Source organism: Klebsiella sp. WOUb02 (assembly GCF_050058015.1).
Taxonomy (GTDB): Bacteria; Pseudomonadota; Gammaproteobacteria; order Enterobacterales; family Enterobacteriaceae; genus Klebsiella.
The window spans coordinates 3,807,001-3,822,270 of the sequence record NZ_CP170110.1 but is presented as its reverse complement, the minus strand read 5'-3'; the positions used below and the strand labels follow the sequence as shown (position 1 = coordinate 3,822,270).

The 15,270-nt window shown below is 57.4% G+C and carries 11 protein-coding genes and 5 pseudogenes; 5 read left to right on the top strand and 11 right to left on the bottom strand.

The window, feature by feature from the left end:
- Position 1: 1 nt before the first annotated feature.
- The 6 genes and pseudogenes from uhpT to ABOC21_RS25520 all read right to left on the bottom strand — a co-directional run.
- Positions 2–1,394 (bottom strand): annotated as a pseudogene (uhpT, locus tag ABOC21_RS25545) (hexose-6-phosphate:phosphate antiporter).
- A gap of 213 nt (positions 1,395–1,607) precedes the next feature.
- The gene (locus ABOC21_RS25540) at positions 1,608–2,936 is read right to left on the bottom strand and encodes an MFS transporter (RefSeq protein WP_426815578.1); all 1,329 of its coding nucleotides are present in this window, start codon (positions 2,934–2,936) and stop codon (positions 1,608–1,610) included.
- A gap of 9 nt (positions 2,937–2,945) precedes the next feature.
- On the bottom strand, positions 2,946–4,427 hold the full coding sequence (uhpB, locus tag ABOC21_RS25535) for a signal transduction histidine-protein kinase/phosphatase UhpB (RefSeq protein WP_426815577.1): 1,482 nt from the start codon (positions 4,425–4,427) through the stop codon (positions 2,946–2,948).
- A 17-nt stretch (positions 4,428–4,444) separates the two neighbouring features.
- A pseudogene (gene uhpA / locus ABOC21_RS25530) lies at positions 4,445–5,039 on the bottom strand (transcriptional regulator UhpA).
- Between the two features lie 82 nt (positions 5,040–5,121).
- A complete protein-coding gene (locus ABOC21_RS25525) occupies positions 5,122–6,138 on the bottom strand; it encodes an aldose 1-epimerase family protein (protein WP_426813715.1) in 1,017 nt (338 codons plus the stop codon).
- Between the two features lie 11 nt (positions 6,139–6,149).
- Positions 6,150–7,217, bottom strand: a pseudogene (locus ABOC21_RS25520) (sugar MFS transporter); the annotation flags it as partial.
- A 57-nt stretch (positions 7,218–7,274) separates the two neighbouring features.
- On the opposite strand from ABOC21_RS25520, the gene ABOC21_RS25515 reads away from it, so the two are divergent.
- Positions 7,275–8,306 (top strand): IS630 family transposase, encoded by a 1,032-nt coding sequence (locus ABOC21_RS25515; RefSeq protein WP_426812791.1) that lies wholly within the window; start codon positions 7,275–7,277, stop codon positions 8,304–8,306.
- Positions 8,307–8,380: 74 nt separating this feature from the next.
- Positions 8,381–9,364, top strand: a complete 984-nt coding sequence (locus tag ABOC21_RS25510) for an alcohol dehydrogenase catalytic domain-containing protein (protein ID WP_426813714.1) — start codon at positions 8,381–8,383, stop codon at positions 9,362–9,364.
- 153 nt (positions 9,365–9,517) lie between these two features.
- Here ABOC21_RS25510 and ABOC21_RS25505 read toward each other — a convergent pair.
- Together ABOC21_RS25505 and rbsK are read right to left on the bottom strand one after the other, a co-directional pair.
- Positions 9,518–9,769 (bottom strand): annotated as a pseudogene (locus tag ABOC21_RS25505) (L-fucose:H+ symporter permease); the annotation flags it as partial.
- Positions 9,770–9,795: 26 nt separating this feature from the next.
- Entirely contained in the window at positions 9,796–10,716 is a 921-nt protein-coding gene (gene rbsK / locus ABOC21_RS25500) for a ribokinase (RefSeq protein WP_426813713.1), read from the bottom strand.
- A gap of 335 nt (positions 10,717–11,051) precedes the next feature.
- Between rbsK and ABOC21_RS25495 the strand changes: the two genes are divergently transcribed.
- Entirely contained in the window at positions 11,052–11,843 is a 792-nt protein-coding gene (locus tag ABOC21_RS25495) for a DeoR family transcriptional regulator (RefSeq protein WP_426813712.1), read from the top strand.
- Position 11,844: 1 nt separating this feature from the next.
- Here ABOC21_RS25495 and ilvN read toward each other — a convergent pair whose 3' ends face one another.
- From ilvN to ivbL, 3 genes are all read right to left on the bottom strand, one after another.
- Positions 11,845–12,135 carry an acetolactate synthase small subunit gene (gene ilvN / locus ABOC21_RS25490; protein WP_095102467.1) on the bottom strand — a complete coding sequence of 97 codons (291 nt, stop codon included), beginning with the start codon at positions 12,133–12,135 and terminating at the stop codon, positions 11,845–11,847.
- A 3-nt stretch (positions 12,136–12,138) separates the two neighbouring features.
- Positions 12,139–13,827, bottom strand: coding sequence for an acetolactate synthase large subunit (gene ilvB / locus ABOC21_RS25485; protein ID WP_426813711.1), 1,689 nt, complete (start codon positions 13,825–13,827; stop codon positions 12,139–12,141).
- Between the two features lie 101 nt (positions 13,828–13,928).
- Positions 13,929–14,024 carry an ilvB operon leader peptide IvbL gene (ivbL, locus tag ABOC21_RS25480; protein ID WP_071844866.1) on the bottom strand — a complete coding sequence of 32 codons (96 nt, stop codon included), beginning with the start codon at positions 14,022–14,024 and terminating at the stop codon, positions 13,929–13,931.
- Positions 14,025–14,596: 572 nt separating this feature from the next.
- On the opposite strand from ivbL, the gene tisB reads away from it, so the two are divergent.
- Positions 14,597–14,686 carry a type I toxin-antitoxin system toxin TisB gene (gene tisB / locus ABOC21_RS25475; protein WP_237372187.1) on the top strand — a complete coding sequence of 30 codons (90 nt, stop codon included), beginning with the start codon at positions 14,597–14,599 and terminating at the stop codon, positions 14,684–14,686.
- 88 nt (positions 14,687–14,774) lie between these two features.
- Positions 14,775–15,222: pseudogene (locus tag ABOC21_RS25470) on the top strand (GNAT family N-acetyltransferase).
- Positions 15,223–15,270: the final 48 nt, after the last annotated feature.

Sequence of the window (15,270 nt, the reverse complement as noted above, 5' to 3'; positions counted from 1 at the left end):
CTCAGGCGGTCTGCAAACTTTGTTTCTTCTTCTCGCGGCGAATTTTACGTTCTTCAAATACCGCCACGATGGCCATCAGGCAGATACAGCCGATTGCCGCCGCGTCCAGCGCCGCAAAGGTGCCCGCCCAGCCGGTGAGGCCGAAGATCGGCGTGCCGTCGGCAATCATCCCGAGGCCCAGCTTGGCGAAGCTGTCGCCAATCAGATAGGCGAAGGTGCCTTTGATGCCGTCAGCCGCGCCGATGGCTTTTTTCGGCACAAAACCGACGGCCGCGACGCCAATCAGCAGCTGCGGGCCAAAGACCAAAAAGCCGAGGGCAAACAGCGATGCCAGATAGACATACTGATTGCTGGCATGCTGATAAATGCCGAGCGTCGCAATGATCAGCGCCAGCGCGACGCAGGCTACCAGCGCCCGGCGGCCGTTGGCCAGATCCGACAGCCAGCCCCACATCAGGGTGCCGACCAGCGCGCCGACTTCAAATAGGGTAAAGCCCTGAATCGCCACCTCTTTTGACAGCTTCAGCTCCTGGAAAGCGTAGACGGTCGACCACTGGTCGATGCCGATACGCACCACGTAGAGGAAAATATTGGAGAAGCACAGCAGCCAGATGACTTTGTTTTTCAGCACATACTCGACGAAGATCTGCCACTTGGTCATCGCGCTATCTTCGGTCTCTTTATCCTCTTCGCTGATCTCTTCCCCGAACAGCTCTTCGGCATTGCCGAGGCCGTAGGATTCAGGAGAGTCGCTGCCAAAACGCAGGCCGATAAAGCCGACGATCAGCGCGATAATCGACGGGAAGATAAACATCCCGATGACGTGGCCGTCGAACAGGTAGTTGGCGCCAAACAGCGCAACCCCTGCCGCGCCCGCGCCGCCGAGGTTGTGGGAGATATTCCACATCCCGAGGTACGATCCGCGCTTGCGTCGCGGCGTCCACTTGGTAATCGTCGAGTAGCTGCACGAGCCGCCGGTGCTCTGGAAGAAGCCGCTCAGCGCGTAGAAGGCGATCATCAGGAACAGGCTGGTTGATCCGGCGCCCATGCTGGCGCTGAAGCCGAGCATGCAGATGGCGGAAAGGATCAGCATAAACGGCAGGAACTGCTTGGTGTTCTTGCCATCCGCGTAGTAGGAAACCAGCGTTTTACCCACGCCGTAGGTGATGGAAAAGCCCAGGCCAATCATCCCCAGACTGGGTCATGCTCAACCCGTAGGTCGAAATCATGTCGTTCTGGGCAATGTTAAAGTTCTTGCGGATCAGGTACATGGTCAGGTAGCCGATGAAGACCACCAGATAGGACTGCATGAACGGTTTAAACCACATCTTGCGCCGCACGTCGAGCGGCAGATCCAGGGTCGGTTTACGTACCTGGTTTAAAAAGGCCAGCATAGCACACTCCCGGTTTTCCCTTGATGCCTCAAGCCTCAGGTACGTTGGCGACGCTCGCCTGCCGCCTTCCTGCAACATGAACTATTTTGGGAAAATGATTTTGAATGACCGCTATTGTAAAAACTGGCCATGCGGCTGGCCTGAGACAGCGTCCAGGTGAAACCGGGAAAATTTCTTAGTTTTGCCCCACTCGGGGCAAAAAGGAGAGCCAGGTCACGCTTCGCTGGCGGTTCTCGGCGCCTGGGCGTTTAAAAATGGCAGCAGCAGCAGCGCCGAAATGCCGGCGGCGATGGTAATCACCACAAAAAAGCCGCTCCAGTGCCAGACGTCCATCACCTGCGCCAGCGGCCAGCCGGAGAGCGAGGCGCCCAGATAGGCAAACAGCCCGACAAACCCGGTTGCCGCCCCCGCCGCGTCGCGATGCGAGCACTCCGCCGCCGCCATGCCGATCAGCATCTGCGGGCCGAAAACAAAGAAGCCGGTGGTAAAGAAGCAGGCCGCCTGCATCACGTAGCTGGCAAACGGCATCAGCCACAGGCCGCCCACCGACAGCATTATCCCGGCGGCAAAAATCAGGTTCATCGGCCCGCGATTGCCGTTGAACAGCTTGTCCGAGCCCCAGCCGGCCACCAGCGCGCCGATAAATCCTCCCAGCTCAAACATGGTCACCGCCGAGTTGGCGGTCACCAGATTGACCCCCAGGGTCTCCGACATGTAGAGATTGCCCCAGTCGTTAATCGCCGCCCGCACCACGTAAACCAGCACGTAGCACAGCGACAGCAGCCAGATATAGGGGTTCGTTAATACGTATCTGTAGAGGATCTCCCGGCGCGTCAGGCCCAGCCCCTCCTGCTGCTGGGCGATCTCCAGCTCATCGTGACGCCAGTCGCCTACCGCGGGCAGCCCCACCGCCTGCGGCCGGTCGCGCAGCCGCCAGCAGAGAAACAGCCCGGCGAGGATCGCCAGCATGCCGGCAATCATCATCCCGGCGCGCCAGCCGTAGTGCAGCGCCGCGGCGCCGATAACTATCGGGATCAGCGCGCCGCCGACGTTATGGGCCGTGTTCCACAGCGCCCACCAGCCGCCGCGCTCGGTACGGGAGTACCATGCGGTCAGCAGACGGGCGCACACCGGCGAGCCCCAGCCCTGGAAAAAGGCGTTCAGCGCCCACAGCAGCGCAAAGGCCCACAGCGAGGTAGAAAAGCCGAACAGGATATTGACCACCCCGGTCGCAATCAGGCCGAGGCCCATAAAGTAGCGGGCGTTAGAGCGGTCGCTGACGATGCCGGATAAAAATTTGGACAGTCCGTAGGTGATGTAAAACAGCGTCGCCAGCAGGCCGATATCGCTGCGGGTCAGCACGCCGCCGGCGAGAATCTCCGGCACCGCGGCGTTGAAGCTTTTGCGCGTGAAGTAGAATAGCGCGTAGCCCAGCCAGATGGTCAGCAGAATATGGCGCCGCCAGTAGCGATAGCGCTCGTCCAGGGCCTGCTTATCGGCTAGCGGCTCGGCGTCGAGCGGGGATTTCATAAAGGTAAACATCATCGCTCCTCAGGCGTAGCGCAGCGGCAGGCTGACGCAGACGCGAGTGCCGTGGGTACAGGAAATGGTTAAGGTCCCGCCCAGCGCCGTCACGCGCTCGCACATACCGATCAGGCCAAAGCCGTGCTGTCCGGTGCCCGGCGGCAGCCCGTTGCCGTCATCCTCAAGTACCAGCATCAGCCGCCCATCCTGCTGCCAGCCCTGCAGCGTAACCGCGCTGGCGCTGGCGTGCTTGACGATATTGTTCAGCCCTTCCTGGCAGACGCGGAACAGGGTAACGCGCTGATTTTCGCTCAACGCGGATTCATCGATGCGCCAGTCGAGGTGGCTGACTATACCGCGATCTTCGATCTCCATTTCGCGCATCAGCGAACGCACCGCCTGTTCAAGGGTCAGATCGTCCAGCTGCCGCGGGCGCAGGCGCCCCAGCAGGCGGCGCACCGAGTCATAGACGCCCAGGGAGAGCTGCTCAATCAGCTGGCTGCTCTGCCTGACGCCGCCGTTCTCCGGCGCCAGGCGCTGCACAATGCCCGCCTGGGTGCGGATGGCGGTGATGGTCTGGCCGATATCGTCATGCAGTTCGCGCGCCACGTCGCGGCGCACGCTCTCTTCGGTTTCCAGCAGGCGTTCCGCCAGCCGCCGGTTGCGCGCCAGCTCGCTTTGCAGCGACTGGTTCAGCTCACGCAGCCGCTGAATGCCGGCCCCCAGCAGCAGGCCGGTCAGGCTTTGCGCCAGCAGGGAGAGCAGTAAATCCACCGGATGGTCGTGCCAGGTCTGGCTGGCGATGAGGGCAATCGCGTTCATCAGGGCGGCAATCAGCGCCCCCTGCCAGCCGTAGTGCCAGGCCAGGGCGATAATCGGCAGCGCCAGGCAAAACGGCGTAAAGCGCGAGAGCTCGGCGGGCAGCCCCAGCTGCAGCCACAGGCTGACCATAAACAGCAGCAGATACCAGATCAGGTGCCGCCCGCGCCAGTTCACCGGTTGCGAAACCAGCGCCGGCCCCAGCGGACGCCAGACGGTGCTGGTGAGGTAGTGCCAGATGACCAGGCAGGTCGGCGCCAGCGTCAGGCCGCCGGTCAACGTCAGCAGCAGGGCGTTGAGGCCGTCGCTGCCTTCGCCGAGCCACGGCAGCGATTGCAGCAGCGCGGCGGCAATCAGCGCGCCGCCCTGACGCAGCAGGGTCAGCCAGTCGCGCTGCTGGCGATAGCGCGAAATCAGCGCCACCGGCAGCAGGGTTAGCAGACTGCCGATCGTCAATATTATCGGATGAGCCAGCGCCACTTCCTGCGCCAGCCAGAAGATCAGCAGCCATTCCGCTCCCAGCAGCACCGGCCAGTAGTCGCGCGGGCACTGCAGCATCAGGCCAAGGCGTAGACCGAAGGGAAACAGCAGCACCGCGAGATCCGGGCGCGCCACCACGTGCAGGCTGATGCTCCACAGGCAAAACCACGCGGCGGAGAAGATAAAGAAGCAGCCGACGACCGAGAGCAGCCGCGAGAACAGCGCTTTCACTGCCAGCTATCGAACATGCGCCGCGCCAGCTCAACGTCGTTGCTGACGCCGAGCTTTTCCAGCAGGTTAGCGCGATGAACGTGGACGGTCTTGGGCGATAGTCCAAGCTCGGCGGCGATCTCTTTCACCGCCATTCCCTGGGCCAGCTTTTCCGCCACCTGCCGTTCGCGCCTGGTGAGCGGATCCTGGCGACCGGCCGCCAGCTTCATGGCGATATCCGGCGTCAGGTAGCAGCCGCCGGTCGCCACCGTGCGGACGGCGGCAATCAGCTCGTCCGGACTGCAGCGTTTGGAGAGAAAGCCGCGGGCGCCGGCGTTCAGCGCCTGCTCCACCAGCGCCGGGCTGTCGTGGACCGAGAGCATAATGGTCGCGATGCCTTTGGGCAGGCTGGCTCAGCAGCTCGAGGCCCGAGATATCCGGCATCGAAATATCGCAAATGCAGACCTGCACGCCGCGGCCCGGCAGACCCGCCAGCGCCTCGCGGCCGGAGCCGAACTCCGCCACCACCCGGAAATCGCTTTCCAGCGCCAGCAACTGCGCAAAACCGGAGCGGACGATAAGATGATCGTCAATAAGGGCAATGGAGGTCATGGCGTTTCCCGGCGGATAAAAAAACGCGCTTACCTTAACGATAAGCGCGCTGCTGTTCAAGCCTTGAGCACTATTATACTCATCAGCCGCCGATGCCGGTGGTCACGCTGAAGGCGCGGGTCTCCTGCGGAGCCAGCGAGATCAGGCTGCCGTTACGCTGCGCCGCCAGAAATCCTTCGGGACGACAGGTGGCCGGTAGCGCAAAAGCCGCCACCTGCTGATCGCCGTTATAGAGGATCCAGCGGGTCACGTAGTTCAGCTCCGCGCTGGAGAAGCGGGTGATGAACGTGGTGCCATCCGGAGCCGTCATGCGAAATTCAGGCCGGTCGGTGTAGCGATCGAGCCTGTCGGCGAAAAAGACGATTTCCGGATCGTAATAGTCCGGCTCGTTCAGGACCGCCAGCGACTCCTCTCCTTGCAGAATGCGCCGGTTGAACGCCAGCCACCGCTCGGTCGGATGCACGTGGGCCGGCACCGACTCCCGCAGCGCGAGGGCGTCGTCGGGGATATTCTGGCTGAAGCGGGCCCCGGCCACGTAGGCATAGTTCATATGGCACATATACTGTAGCGGCATCGCGACGGAAGCGAGGTTGGTGACCGCCATGTGAATATCAAAGAGCGCGCTCCCTTTATGCAGATCCACCGCGGGCTGCGCCAGATAATGATGACCGAAGCCCATCACGTATTCGTAGCGTCCCGTTACCCGCAGGCTCTCCTCCGCCAGCTCCAGCCAGGCTTCATCCATCGCGGCGCAGGCCATCTCGCCGTGCAGCGGATGCGTATCCTCCGGCGAGGGGCAGCCGTTCGCCAGCAGCCCGGAGTGGAAGGCGAAGCAGCCGTAGGTGGCCACCACTTCCGTCGCCGGCTTCGGCTCGCTGAACATATTGCGCATCGTCAGATCGTGACCATCGAACTCCGCGTCCCAGATCATTTGCCCCAGCCAGGGCAGAATGACCAGCTGGCCGCGCGAGTTCTCCACCCGCAGGCCCTCTACGCCGCTGGGGTAGCGGAACGCGGTGACCGTAAAGGCATCGTTCGCCAGCAGGACGCGAGGGTGTTCGGTAAAGAGCTGACGCCATAGGGTTAAACGTGTCGTCATGATGATTCTCCTCAGGAGGCCGTCGCTTCGGTCAGGGCGCGGCGCGCTTTGCACTCGCGCCAGAAGTAGACGCCGACGTAGATGAAGCACAGCATCGGCACCAGGAACGACACCTGCAGGGAGTGGAACATGTCCGCGACGTAGCCCTGAATCGCCGGCACTACCGCCGCGCCGATAATCGCCATCACAATCACCGCCCCGGCCATTTCGGTATGCTCGTTATCAACCGTATCGAGGGTCCCGGCATAGATGGTTGCCCAGCAGGGTCCAAACAGAACGCTCACCAGCACCGCTACGTACACCGCGCTGAAGCTCGGCGCCAGCGCCACGTAGGCGAGGAACAGTGCGCCGATGACCGAGTAGATAATCAGCACTTTTTCCGGCGTGAAGCGCGTCATCAGAATGTTGGCAATAAACTTACCGATGAAGAAGCAGGCGAAGCTATAGATCATAAAGGTTGAGGCATCGCGCTCGTTGATATCCCCCAGCTCCAGCGCCAGGCGAATCGTGAACGACCAGACGGTGACCTGCATCCCGACGTAGAGGAACTGGGCGATAATCCCGCGACGAAAGCGGGCGTTTTTCGCCAGGTAGCGCAGGGTGTCGAGCGCCGACGGACGCTTATGGTTCGCCGTCTGCGCCACTTTGCAGGTCGGGAAGCGGGTCAGCAGGAAGAGCACCATCACCACCACCAGTACCATGATCATGTACTTGTAGGGCTCAAGGGTGTTTTCCAGCATCAGGATTTTAAAGTTATGGATCTGCTCGGCGTTCATGCCCGCCATCTGTTTTTCGAGGCTTTCACCGTCGGAAAAGACCAGATATTTGCCCAGCAGGATGCCGGCCGCGGCGCCAATCGGATAGAAGGTCTGGCTAATATTCAGACGTAGCGTCGCCTGCGCCTTTGGCCCAATCATTGAGCTGTAGGTGTTCGCCGCCGTCTCCAGGAAGCTCAGGCCGATAGCGATGGCAAAAATCGCGGCCAGGAACATGGTGTAGGTTGCCATGTGCGAGGCCGGGAAAAAGAGCGTACAGCCGACGATATAAAGCGTCAGGCCGGTTAAAATCGCCACTTTATATACCCGTGATCATTGAAACTGCTTGATTTCATGCAGTCAGGGGATCATGCTTAATTCATGAACATCAGACTCTCACCCGAACAGATTGCAGCCCTTGAGGCTCAGCACCGCCTAAGCCGTGACCGCCGTGTCTGCGACAGAATTCGCTGCGTACTCCTCTCTGCTCAGGGCTGGTCAACGACCATGATTGCGCAGTCCCAGCTTATCCATGAGACCACCGTCCTGCGCCATATCGCGGATTATCTTGATGAGGGTAAGCTGACCTCTGAAAACGGTGGTTCTCAGGAGCATCTCAGTTCTGCGCACTCAGCAGAGTTAATCTGTTTGCTGACCGATGACGTACATGTGAGTACAGCCAGTATTGTTGCCCTCGTCAGCGAGCGTTTCGGTGTGTCTTACTCCATTCCGGGGATGAACAAGTGGCTTCACCGCAATGGTTTTTCATGGAAAAAGCCGACGGGCGTCCCGCATAAGTTCAGCGAAGAAAAACAGCAGCAGTTCATGGCTGAATATGAGGCTCTGAAGCTGACGGCGGGTGACAGCGAACCCATCCTGTTTATGGATGCGGTGCATCCCACGCAGTCAACGAAACTGAGTGGTGGCTGGATACGCCGGGGTGAGCGCAAAGCGGTTAAAACCACCGGCAGCCGTACCCGGATGAATATCATCGGGGCACTCAGCCTGAACGACATCGCCCGGACAGTGACCTGCGATTATGCGCAGATTAATGCCAGAACCATTTGTGAGTTTTTCATCGCTATCCGGCAGACTTACCCGGTCAGGCAGAAAGTGCATCTTATACTGGATGGTGCACCGTATCACCGTGCCTCACTGGTGCAGGACTGGGCGGTGGTGATGAATATTGAACTGCACTACCTGCCTCCTTACAGCCCGAATCTGAATCCGATTGAGCGGTTGTGGAAGGTCATGAATGAGCATGCCCGGAACAACCGGTATTTTGCCACGGCGAAGGCCTTCCGGGCGGCAATAAACGGATTTTTCAGCGATACCCTGCCAGTGATAGCCGGGCAACTGACCTGTCGGATTAACGATAATTTCCAGACACTCAGACCAGCATCTTCGGTATGATTGGGTAAATGAAATTGTATTCACGCTCAGGCGCTGTTTAATTTGTCCTTTCACCAAAACCAGAGGACTGATCAATGATAGAAACCGAAGCCTTTCTGTGGAAAAAACAAGTATCTCCACTCCTGCTTGTTCGCCACGAAAAAGTCTTACAGGAACCTGGCGATGATCAGGTGCTGATTGAGAATCGGGCTATTGGCATCAATCCTGTAGACTGGAAATTACTGAATGGTCTATCAGATATCTGGCAAATTGACCAAATCCCAGGTGTAGATGGTATGGGTGTCATAGCCGCCACAGGCCGAAACGCCACGCATCTGCGCCTTGGTTCTCGGGTAATGTACCATACCGATCTTCGATTCGACGGCAGTTTTTCCCGCCATACAATAGTCAACGCTCATGCAGTTATTTCTGTTCCCGAGCATATCAGTGATATCAGCGCGGCAGCGTTACCCTGCCCGGGTCTGACGGCCTGGCAGGCAGTGCAAAAAGTCCCTCATCTCTCTGGTGAGAACGTGCTTGTCAGCGGTGCCGGTGGTAGTGCTGGCAGCCTGTTAACACAGATGCTTATTCAGGCAGGCGCTAATGTTTATGTCACCGCCAGCGGCAGGCATCATCAAAAATTGCTCAACCATGGGGTCATCCAGTGCTTTGACTATGGCCATAGGTCATGGACAGATGAGTTGAATCGCGCACTGGGCGAAAAACCGCTGTACGCTGCTTTCGATACCGTCAATCAGCAAAATGCACTATCTCTGGCGGGATTACTGGGTTATTACGGCCATCTTGTATGTATTCAGGACAGATTGGAAAAAGCGCCATTACCACCGTTCACGACCAGTATCTCGCTTCATGAAATTGCTCTGGCAGCCATTCATGCATACGGTAGCAATGTACAGTGGAGTCGGTTACGTCAAGCCGGCGAAAACATGCTGCAACAGATCGGTCGCTGCGAGTTGATTATGCCGTTTATTCAAACCGTTGCGTTTGATGACATTCCACAGACGCTTGAAACGTTAAAAGAGAATAACAATGGCATAAAATATGTTGCGGTAGTGTAGCGGGTTGAGGTGGATTTGGTTTTATTGAATAAAGAAATCCAAAAATCTGCTTTGCTAAAAGGCGGCCATGCACCAAATCCTTAATCAGTTACAGAGTGAATGATTAATATAAGGGAATGAACTTAACAAACTGCAACTTGAAGTATCATGTGTATAGCTGGTTTTTTTAATCACTAACGAGGCCGGAATGGCAATTAAAAAATAACCGCCATAAAAGGCGCTTTGTACCAGCGCGGAGGCAAAGTTGCTCAGCGCAAATACGCTTTTAAACTGAGTAATTAAAATATCATTTAATGCCGCAGCGCATCCCCATAGCGGGAATAAACAGGATAACAAAATAAACTGGAACAGAGGGGTTTTATTCAGATAGCCGTCGGCCATCTGAACGATATTTTTATCGTTCATAGTGCTACCTTTTACAGTGCTGAGGGTTATTCGTTTAACGCCAGATATTCATTGAATTGCTCAATGCTGGGATAAGACGATTGGGTACCTTTGCCGGTGACGCTGAAGGCGGCAAAGAGCGAGGCTTTTTTCATCGCGGCTTCAACATCGCCGCTCTGGACGTAGTAATGCGCAAAACAGCCGATAAAGGCGTCGCCGGCGCCGCTGGTATCAACCGCGCTGACCTTAAACGCCGGGACGTGAACGTCCCGATCGCGCGTCATCCATAGCGCACCTTTCTCCCCCATAGTGACAATAATGTTATTCAGCCCTTTTTCTACGAGGCTGCGGGCGGCGCTACGAATATTCTCGTAAGTATCAACGGGCAATCCGGTTAATATTTCCAGCTCGGTTTCATTAGGGACGAAAAAGTCGCATTTGCAGGCGTAGGACATATCTAATTCACGCAGCGCCGGCGCCGGATTTAATAACACTTCGATGCCGTGTTTTTTACCAAATTCAATGGCGTGATAAACCGTTTCCAGCTGTACCTCAAGCTGTAAAACAATCAGCTGACACTTTTTTAAATCTTCGGCAGCGCGGTCAATATCCTCCGGGGAGAGAAACTTATTGGCGCCTTTAATAATCAGAATACTGTTGCTGGAGTTGGCGTTAACAAAAATCGGCGCCACGCCGCTGCTGGTGCAGGGGACTTTTTCAACATAGGTCGTATTAATGCCCCAGGACTCCAGATTGCGAATCGTGTTATCGGCAAAGATGTCGTCCCCGACCTTGGTCAGCATCAGGACTTTGGAGTTAAGCTTGGCTGCCGCGACGGCCTGGTTGGCGCCTTTACCGCCGCAGCCAATTTTAAAAGAGGGCGCCTCGAGAGTTTCCCCCTCTTTTGGCATCTGATTGGTATAGGTGATCAGATCCACCATATTTGAGCCGATAACCGCGATATCCATTTTACTACCTCTTAGAAACAATCACATAACAATGATATTATAGTAACATTATCATGTTACTTTCGTACCATTTGTGACCAGGATCGCGATTGCAGAATCACGGGCTGTTTATTTAACCGCCACCTCTGTTCAGCCGCTCGGCATGCCCGTAAAACAATAAGTACGAGAAATAAACATAAGACACTGAAAGTAAAATATTTATAATTTAAGAGACGCGATCTTACCCGCTTTTAATTATTGATCGCCCACAGTATAGTAGTGTGAATGCACAATGTTTCGACGAACAAAAAATGTTACTAAAGGAACATTATTGCCCAAACTTGCGGAGAAGGTGAATGGAAACAAAGCAAAAAGAACGTATCCGGCGTCTGATGGAGCTGCTCAAGAAAACCGACCGTATCCATCTCAAAGAAGCCGCGCGGATGCTGGAAGTTTCGGTGATGACCATTCGTCGGGATCTCAGCCTTGAGAATGACCAACCGCTGCCGCTGACGCTGCTGGGCGGGTACGTGGTGATGGTGAACAAGCCCTCATCGCCCGCGGCCAGCGCTGCGCCGGCGGGCAAAAGCCCCCACCACCGGGACGATTTATCCGTCGCCATCCTCGCCGCCGGGCTGGTCAGCGAAAACGACCTCGTCTTTTTCGATAACGGCAGTGAGATGCCGCTGGTGATTAGCATGATCCCGGATGACATTACCTTTACCGGAATCTGCTACTCGCACCGGGTGCTTGTGGCGCTGAATGAAAAGCCTAACGCCACCGCCATCCTCTGCGGCGGCACCTACCGGGCCAAGAGCGATGCCTTTTATGATGCCAGCAACCCCTCGGCCCTCGACTCCCTGAATCCGCGGAAGGTGTTTATCTCCGCCAGCGGCGTGCACGAACATTTTGGCGTCAGCTGGTTTAACCCCGACGATCTCACCACTAAACGCAAGGCGCTGGATCGCGGATTACGCAAAATCCTGCTCGCCCGCTACGGGCTGTTCGATGACGTCGCGCCCGCCAGCATCGCGCCGCTGTCGGCCTTTGATGTCCTGATCAGCGATCGTCCCCTACCGGCAGACTACGCGCAGCACTGCCGGAACGGGTCGGTAAAAGTCATCACGCCGGATGCGGCGAGCGATTAGCTCACTCGAAAAAGACGGCGATTTTATTGAACATGGAAGGATCGGACTGATTGCGCGTCACCTTCTCGACATCCTCCAGCTTATCGATCTGGCTGATCATCTGCTCGAGGCGCTGATCGTTATTGACCAGCAGCCAGATGCGGCTCTGATTGCTGTTTTGAATCGGCAGGCAGAGGATGCCCTCCACGTTGAAGGCGCGACGGGCGAACAGGCCGCAAACGTGGGTCATGACCCCAGGGTGGTTACGCACGGTGAGTTCCAGAATAACGTTGTCATGAGTCTGCTGTTGCATGGTTTATTCCCCCACCATTTCTGTATTTGCCGCACCCGGCGGTACCATCGGATAGACTTTTTCTTCGGCATCGATTCGCACATGAATCAGCGCCGGGCCGGGGCGGTCAATAATCGCCTGCAGCGCCGCCTGCGGATCGGCTTCATGATTTAAGTCGCAGGTCTGCAGGCCGAAGCCGGCGGCAATCTGCATAAAGTTAATCATCCCCGGGTAGGTGGCGGCAAACACGCCCTGCGGATAGAACAGGCTCTGCTGCTGATGCACCAGGCCCAGCGCTTCGTTGTTCATCAGAATGATTTTTACGTCGAGCTGATTTTCAGCGGCGGTGGCCATCTCCTGAATGTTCATCATCAGGCTGCCGTCGCCGGAGAAGCAGATAACCTTCCGCTGCGGATTCGCCAGAGCTGCGCCAACCGCCGCCGGCAGGCCAAAGCCCATGGTGCCCAGGCCGCCGGAGGTCAGCCACTGGCGGGGGCGATTCAGCGGATAGGCCTGCGCGGTCCACATCTGGTGCTGGCCGACGTCGGTGGTAATAATCGCCTCATCATCCACGCAGGCGGCAACGGCATTGATCAAACCGTAATGAGAGAGCGGGTCCTGCTGCTGCGGGATGGTGCAGGGGAATTCACGCTGCAGGTCGGCGACCAGCTGGCGCCACTCGTCGCGCGGCTGCGCTGCAACCTGCGGGATCAGCTGCGTCAGAACCTCGGCGACATCGCCCTGGATAGCCACGTGCGGCTGCTTAATTTTACCCAGCTCGGAGCGGTCGATATCGACGTGAATAATCTTCGCGTTCGGGCAGAACTGCTCGGTTTTACCAATCGCCCGGTCATCAAAACGTGCGCCTAAAACAATCAGTAAATCAGCTTCCTGCAGCGTAAAGTTGGTACTGCGCGCGCCGTGCATGCCGAGCATGCCCAGCGACAGCGGGTGCGCCTTTGGCAGCATGCCCAGCGCCATCAGGGTCATGGTGGTCGGCAGATTGGCTTTTTCCGCCAGCTGGCGAACCTGCTCCGGAGCATTAATCACCCCGCCGCCCAGATAGAGCACCGGACGCTTAGCGGCATTAATCATCGCCGCCGCTTCACGTACGCTGGCGCCGTCAAACTCAGGCGCCGCCGCGCGAACGCCGGGCTCGGGTAACGCCTCCAGTTCGATGGTCGCGCTCTGCACGTCCTTAGGAATATCTATCCACACCGGCCCCGGACGCCCGGACTGCGCGATGCGAAAAGCGTCGCTCATCACCTGCGGCAGCTCGGCAATGTCGCGAACCAGATAGTTGTGTTTAGTGATGGGGATAGAGATGCCGTAGGTATCGACTTCCTGGAACGCATCGGTGCCAATCATTGAGGCCGGCACCTGACCGGTAATACAGACCAGCGGGATCGAGTCCAGACGCGCGTCGGCGATGGCGGTGATCAGGTTTGTCGCCCCCGGGCCGCTGCAGGCCATACAAACCGCCGGCTTGCCCTCGGTGCGCGCCATGCCCTGGGCGATAAACCCGGCCCCCTGCTCGTGACGCGCCAGAATATGGCGAATCTGCTTGCTTTGGCTTAACGCGTCGTAGACCGGCAGAATGGAGCCGCCAGGGATACCCGTTACCGTGGTGATCCCCTGACGTTCCAGTAAATGAACAACTAACTGCGCGCCGGTAAAGCGCATTTTATGTGATGCTGTGCCCGAACTTGCCATGCTCCAGTCCTTTTATTCTGAGCCGGCCTACCGGGCGAGGGTCGAAAAAAAACCCCGCTCGGTTTGCGCCGGCGGGGTTTGGAATCGTGTTGTTCCGGACCCTACGGCGCATTGCCGACGACGACCACCACACGCACGACGACCACCGCGGCAGGCGCGGTTTTTAGTAGGGTCGAAGTCAGCATGGAAGCATTCATTAGGGGCCTTTGTGTCGAAAAATTAACTGAATTTATACAAACACAGCTGCCGCCATTAAACAACGGATTTATTTTCAACCACGGAAATTTGCGCAGAGGATCACAATTTTTTACCCCGGCGATAAAAAGCAAAAAACCCCGCCGCAGCGAGGTTTTTTTTAGCATTTTTGCGGCTGGTAACCGCAAGCACACTCTATTACGTCAACGGCAAAAGTATACGCGTTCACGGCGGTTCACGCAATTTTAGCCACGGTTTTTCATAAAATAGAGTATGGATCGGCGGTGGATTTTTGTCGAGAAAAATACTGTTTATTTATACAGTAAATGCTTATACTGAAAGCGTTCACTCTGTGCCATTCGGGGGCCGCATGTTTACCGGCGCAATCAAGTCCTGGCTGAAACGGGTGGTGCCGTCAGCGCCTTAACCCTGAAAGAGCACACTGTGTTACGTCAACAAATACGCTATCTTCCGGGCACGGCAACGTGTTCAGGCAGGCGGCGTATACCCTGGCTGGCAACAGGCGGCGGAAAGGTACGCCAGCCGGCTGTGCTCCTTTACCGAGGAGACGCGTATGGGCACGATGGATATTATCCTTCTTATCCTGAAACTCATGGTTGCCGCGTTGCAACTGCTTGATGCTGTCCTGAAACAGTTCCGCTGATTCAGGTTCAGGTCGCACCTGGGAGGGGCGGGAAACCGCCCCTCTACAGGCGGTCTCCCTTCACCTGCGCCGACTGATGGAGAAAAATATGCCACCGCTGCTGATTGCCGCCACCACGCCGGACGACGCCGGGTTTCTCGCCCTGCGTAGCGAAAGCCTCGCCCAGCACTTTAATATGCTGCGCCGCCTGGCGGAGAACTGGCAAAGCGGAGAAAATCGCTTTAACGCTCCGGGAGAGAAGCTGCTGGGGGCCTTCCGTGGTGGAGAGCTGGTGGGCGTTTGCGGGCTGAACGTTGACGCCGACAGCCAGCAGCCGCGGGCCGGGCGCATTCGCCACCTGTACATCGGCGAGCGCTACCGTCGCCAGGGCGTCGGACAGCAGTCTGCTGGTGGCGGTTATCACCCATTCCAGCACCTGGTTCGATTTCCTCAACACCCACGCGCCGTCATCGGCGTGGCCGTTTTATGAAAGCCTGGGGTTTCGCCCGGTTTACGATGAGCCGCGGGTAACGCATCGCTTGTTCTGCTCGCTGTAGCCGCCTCTGGCCGGGCGAAAAGGCGCATGTTACAGTTTCACCATCACG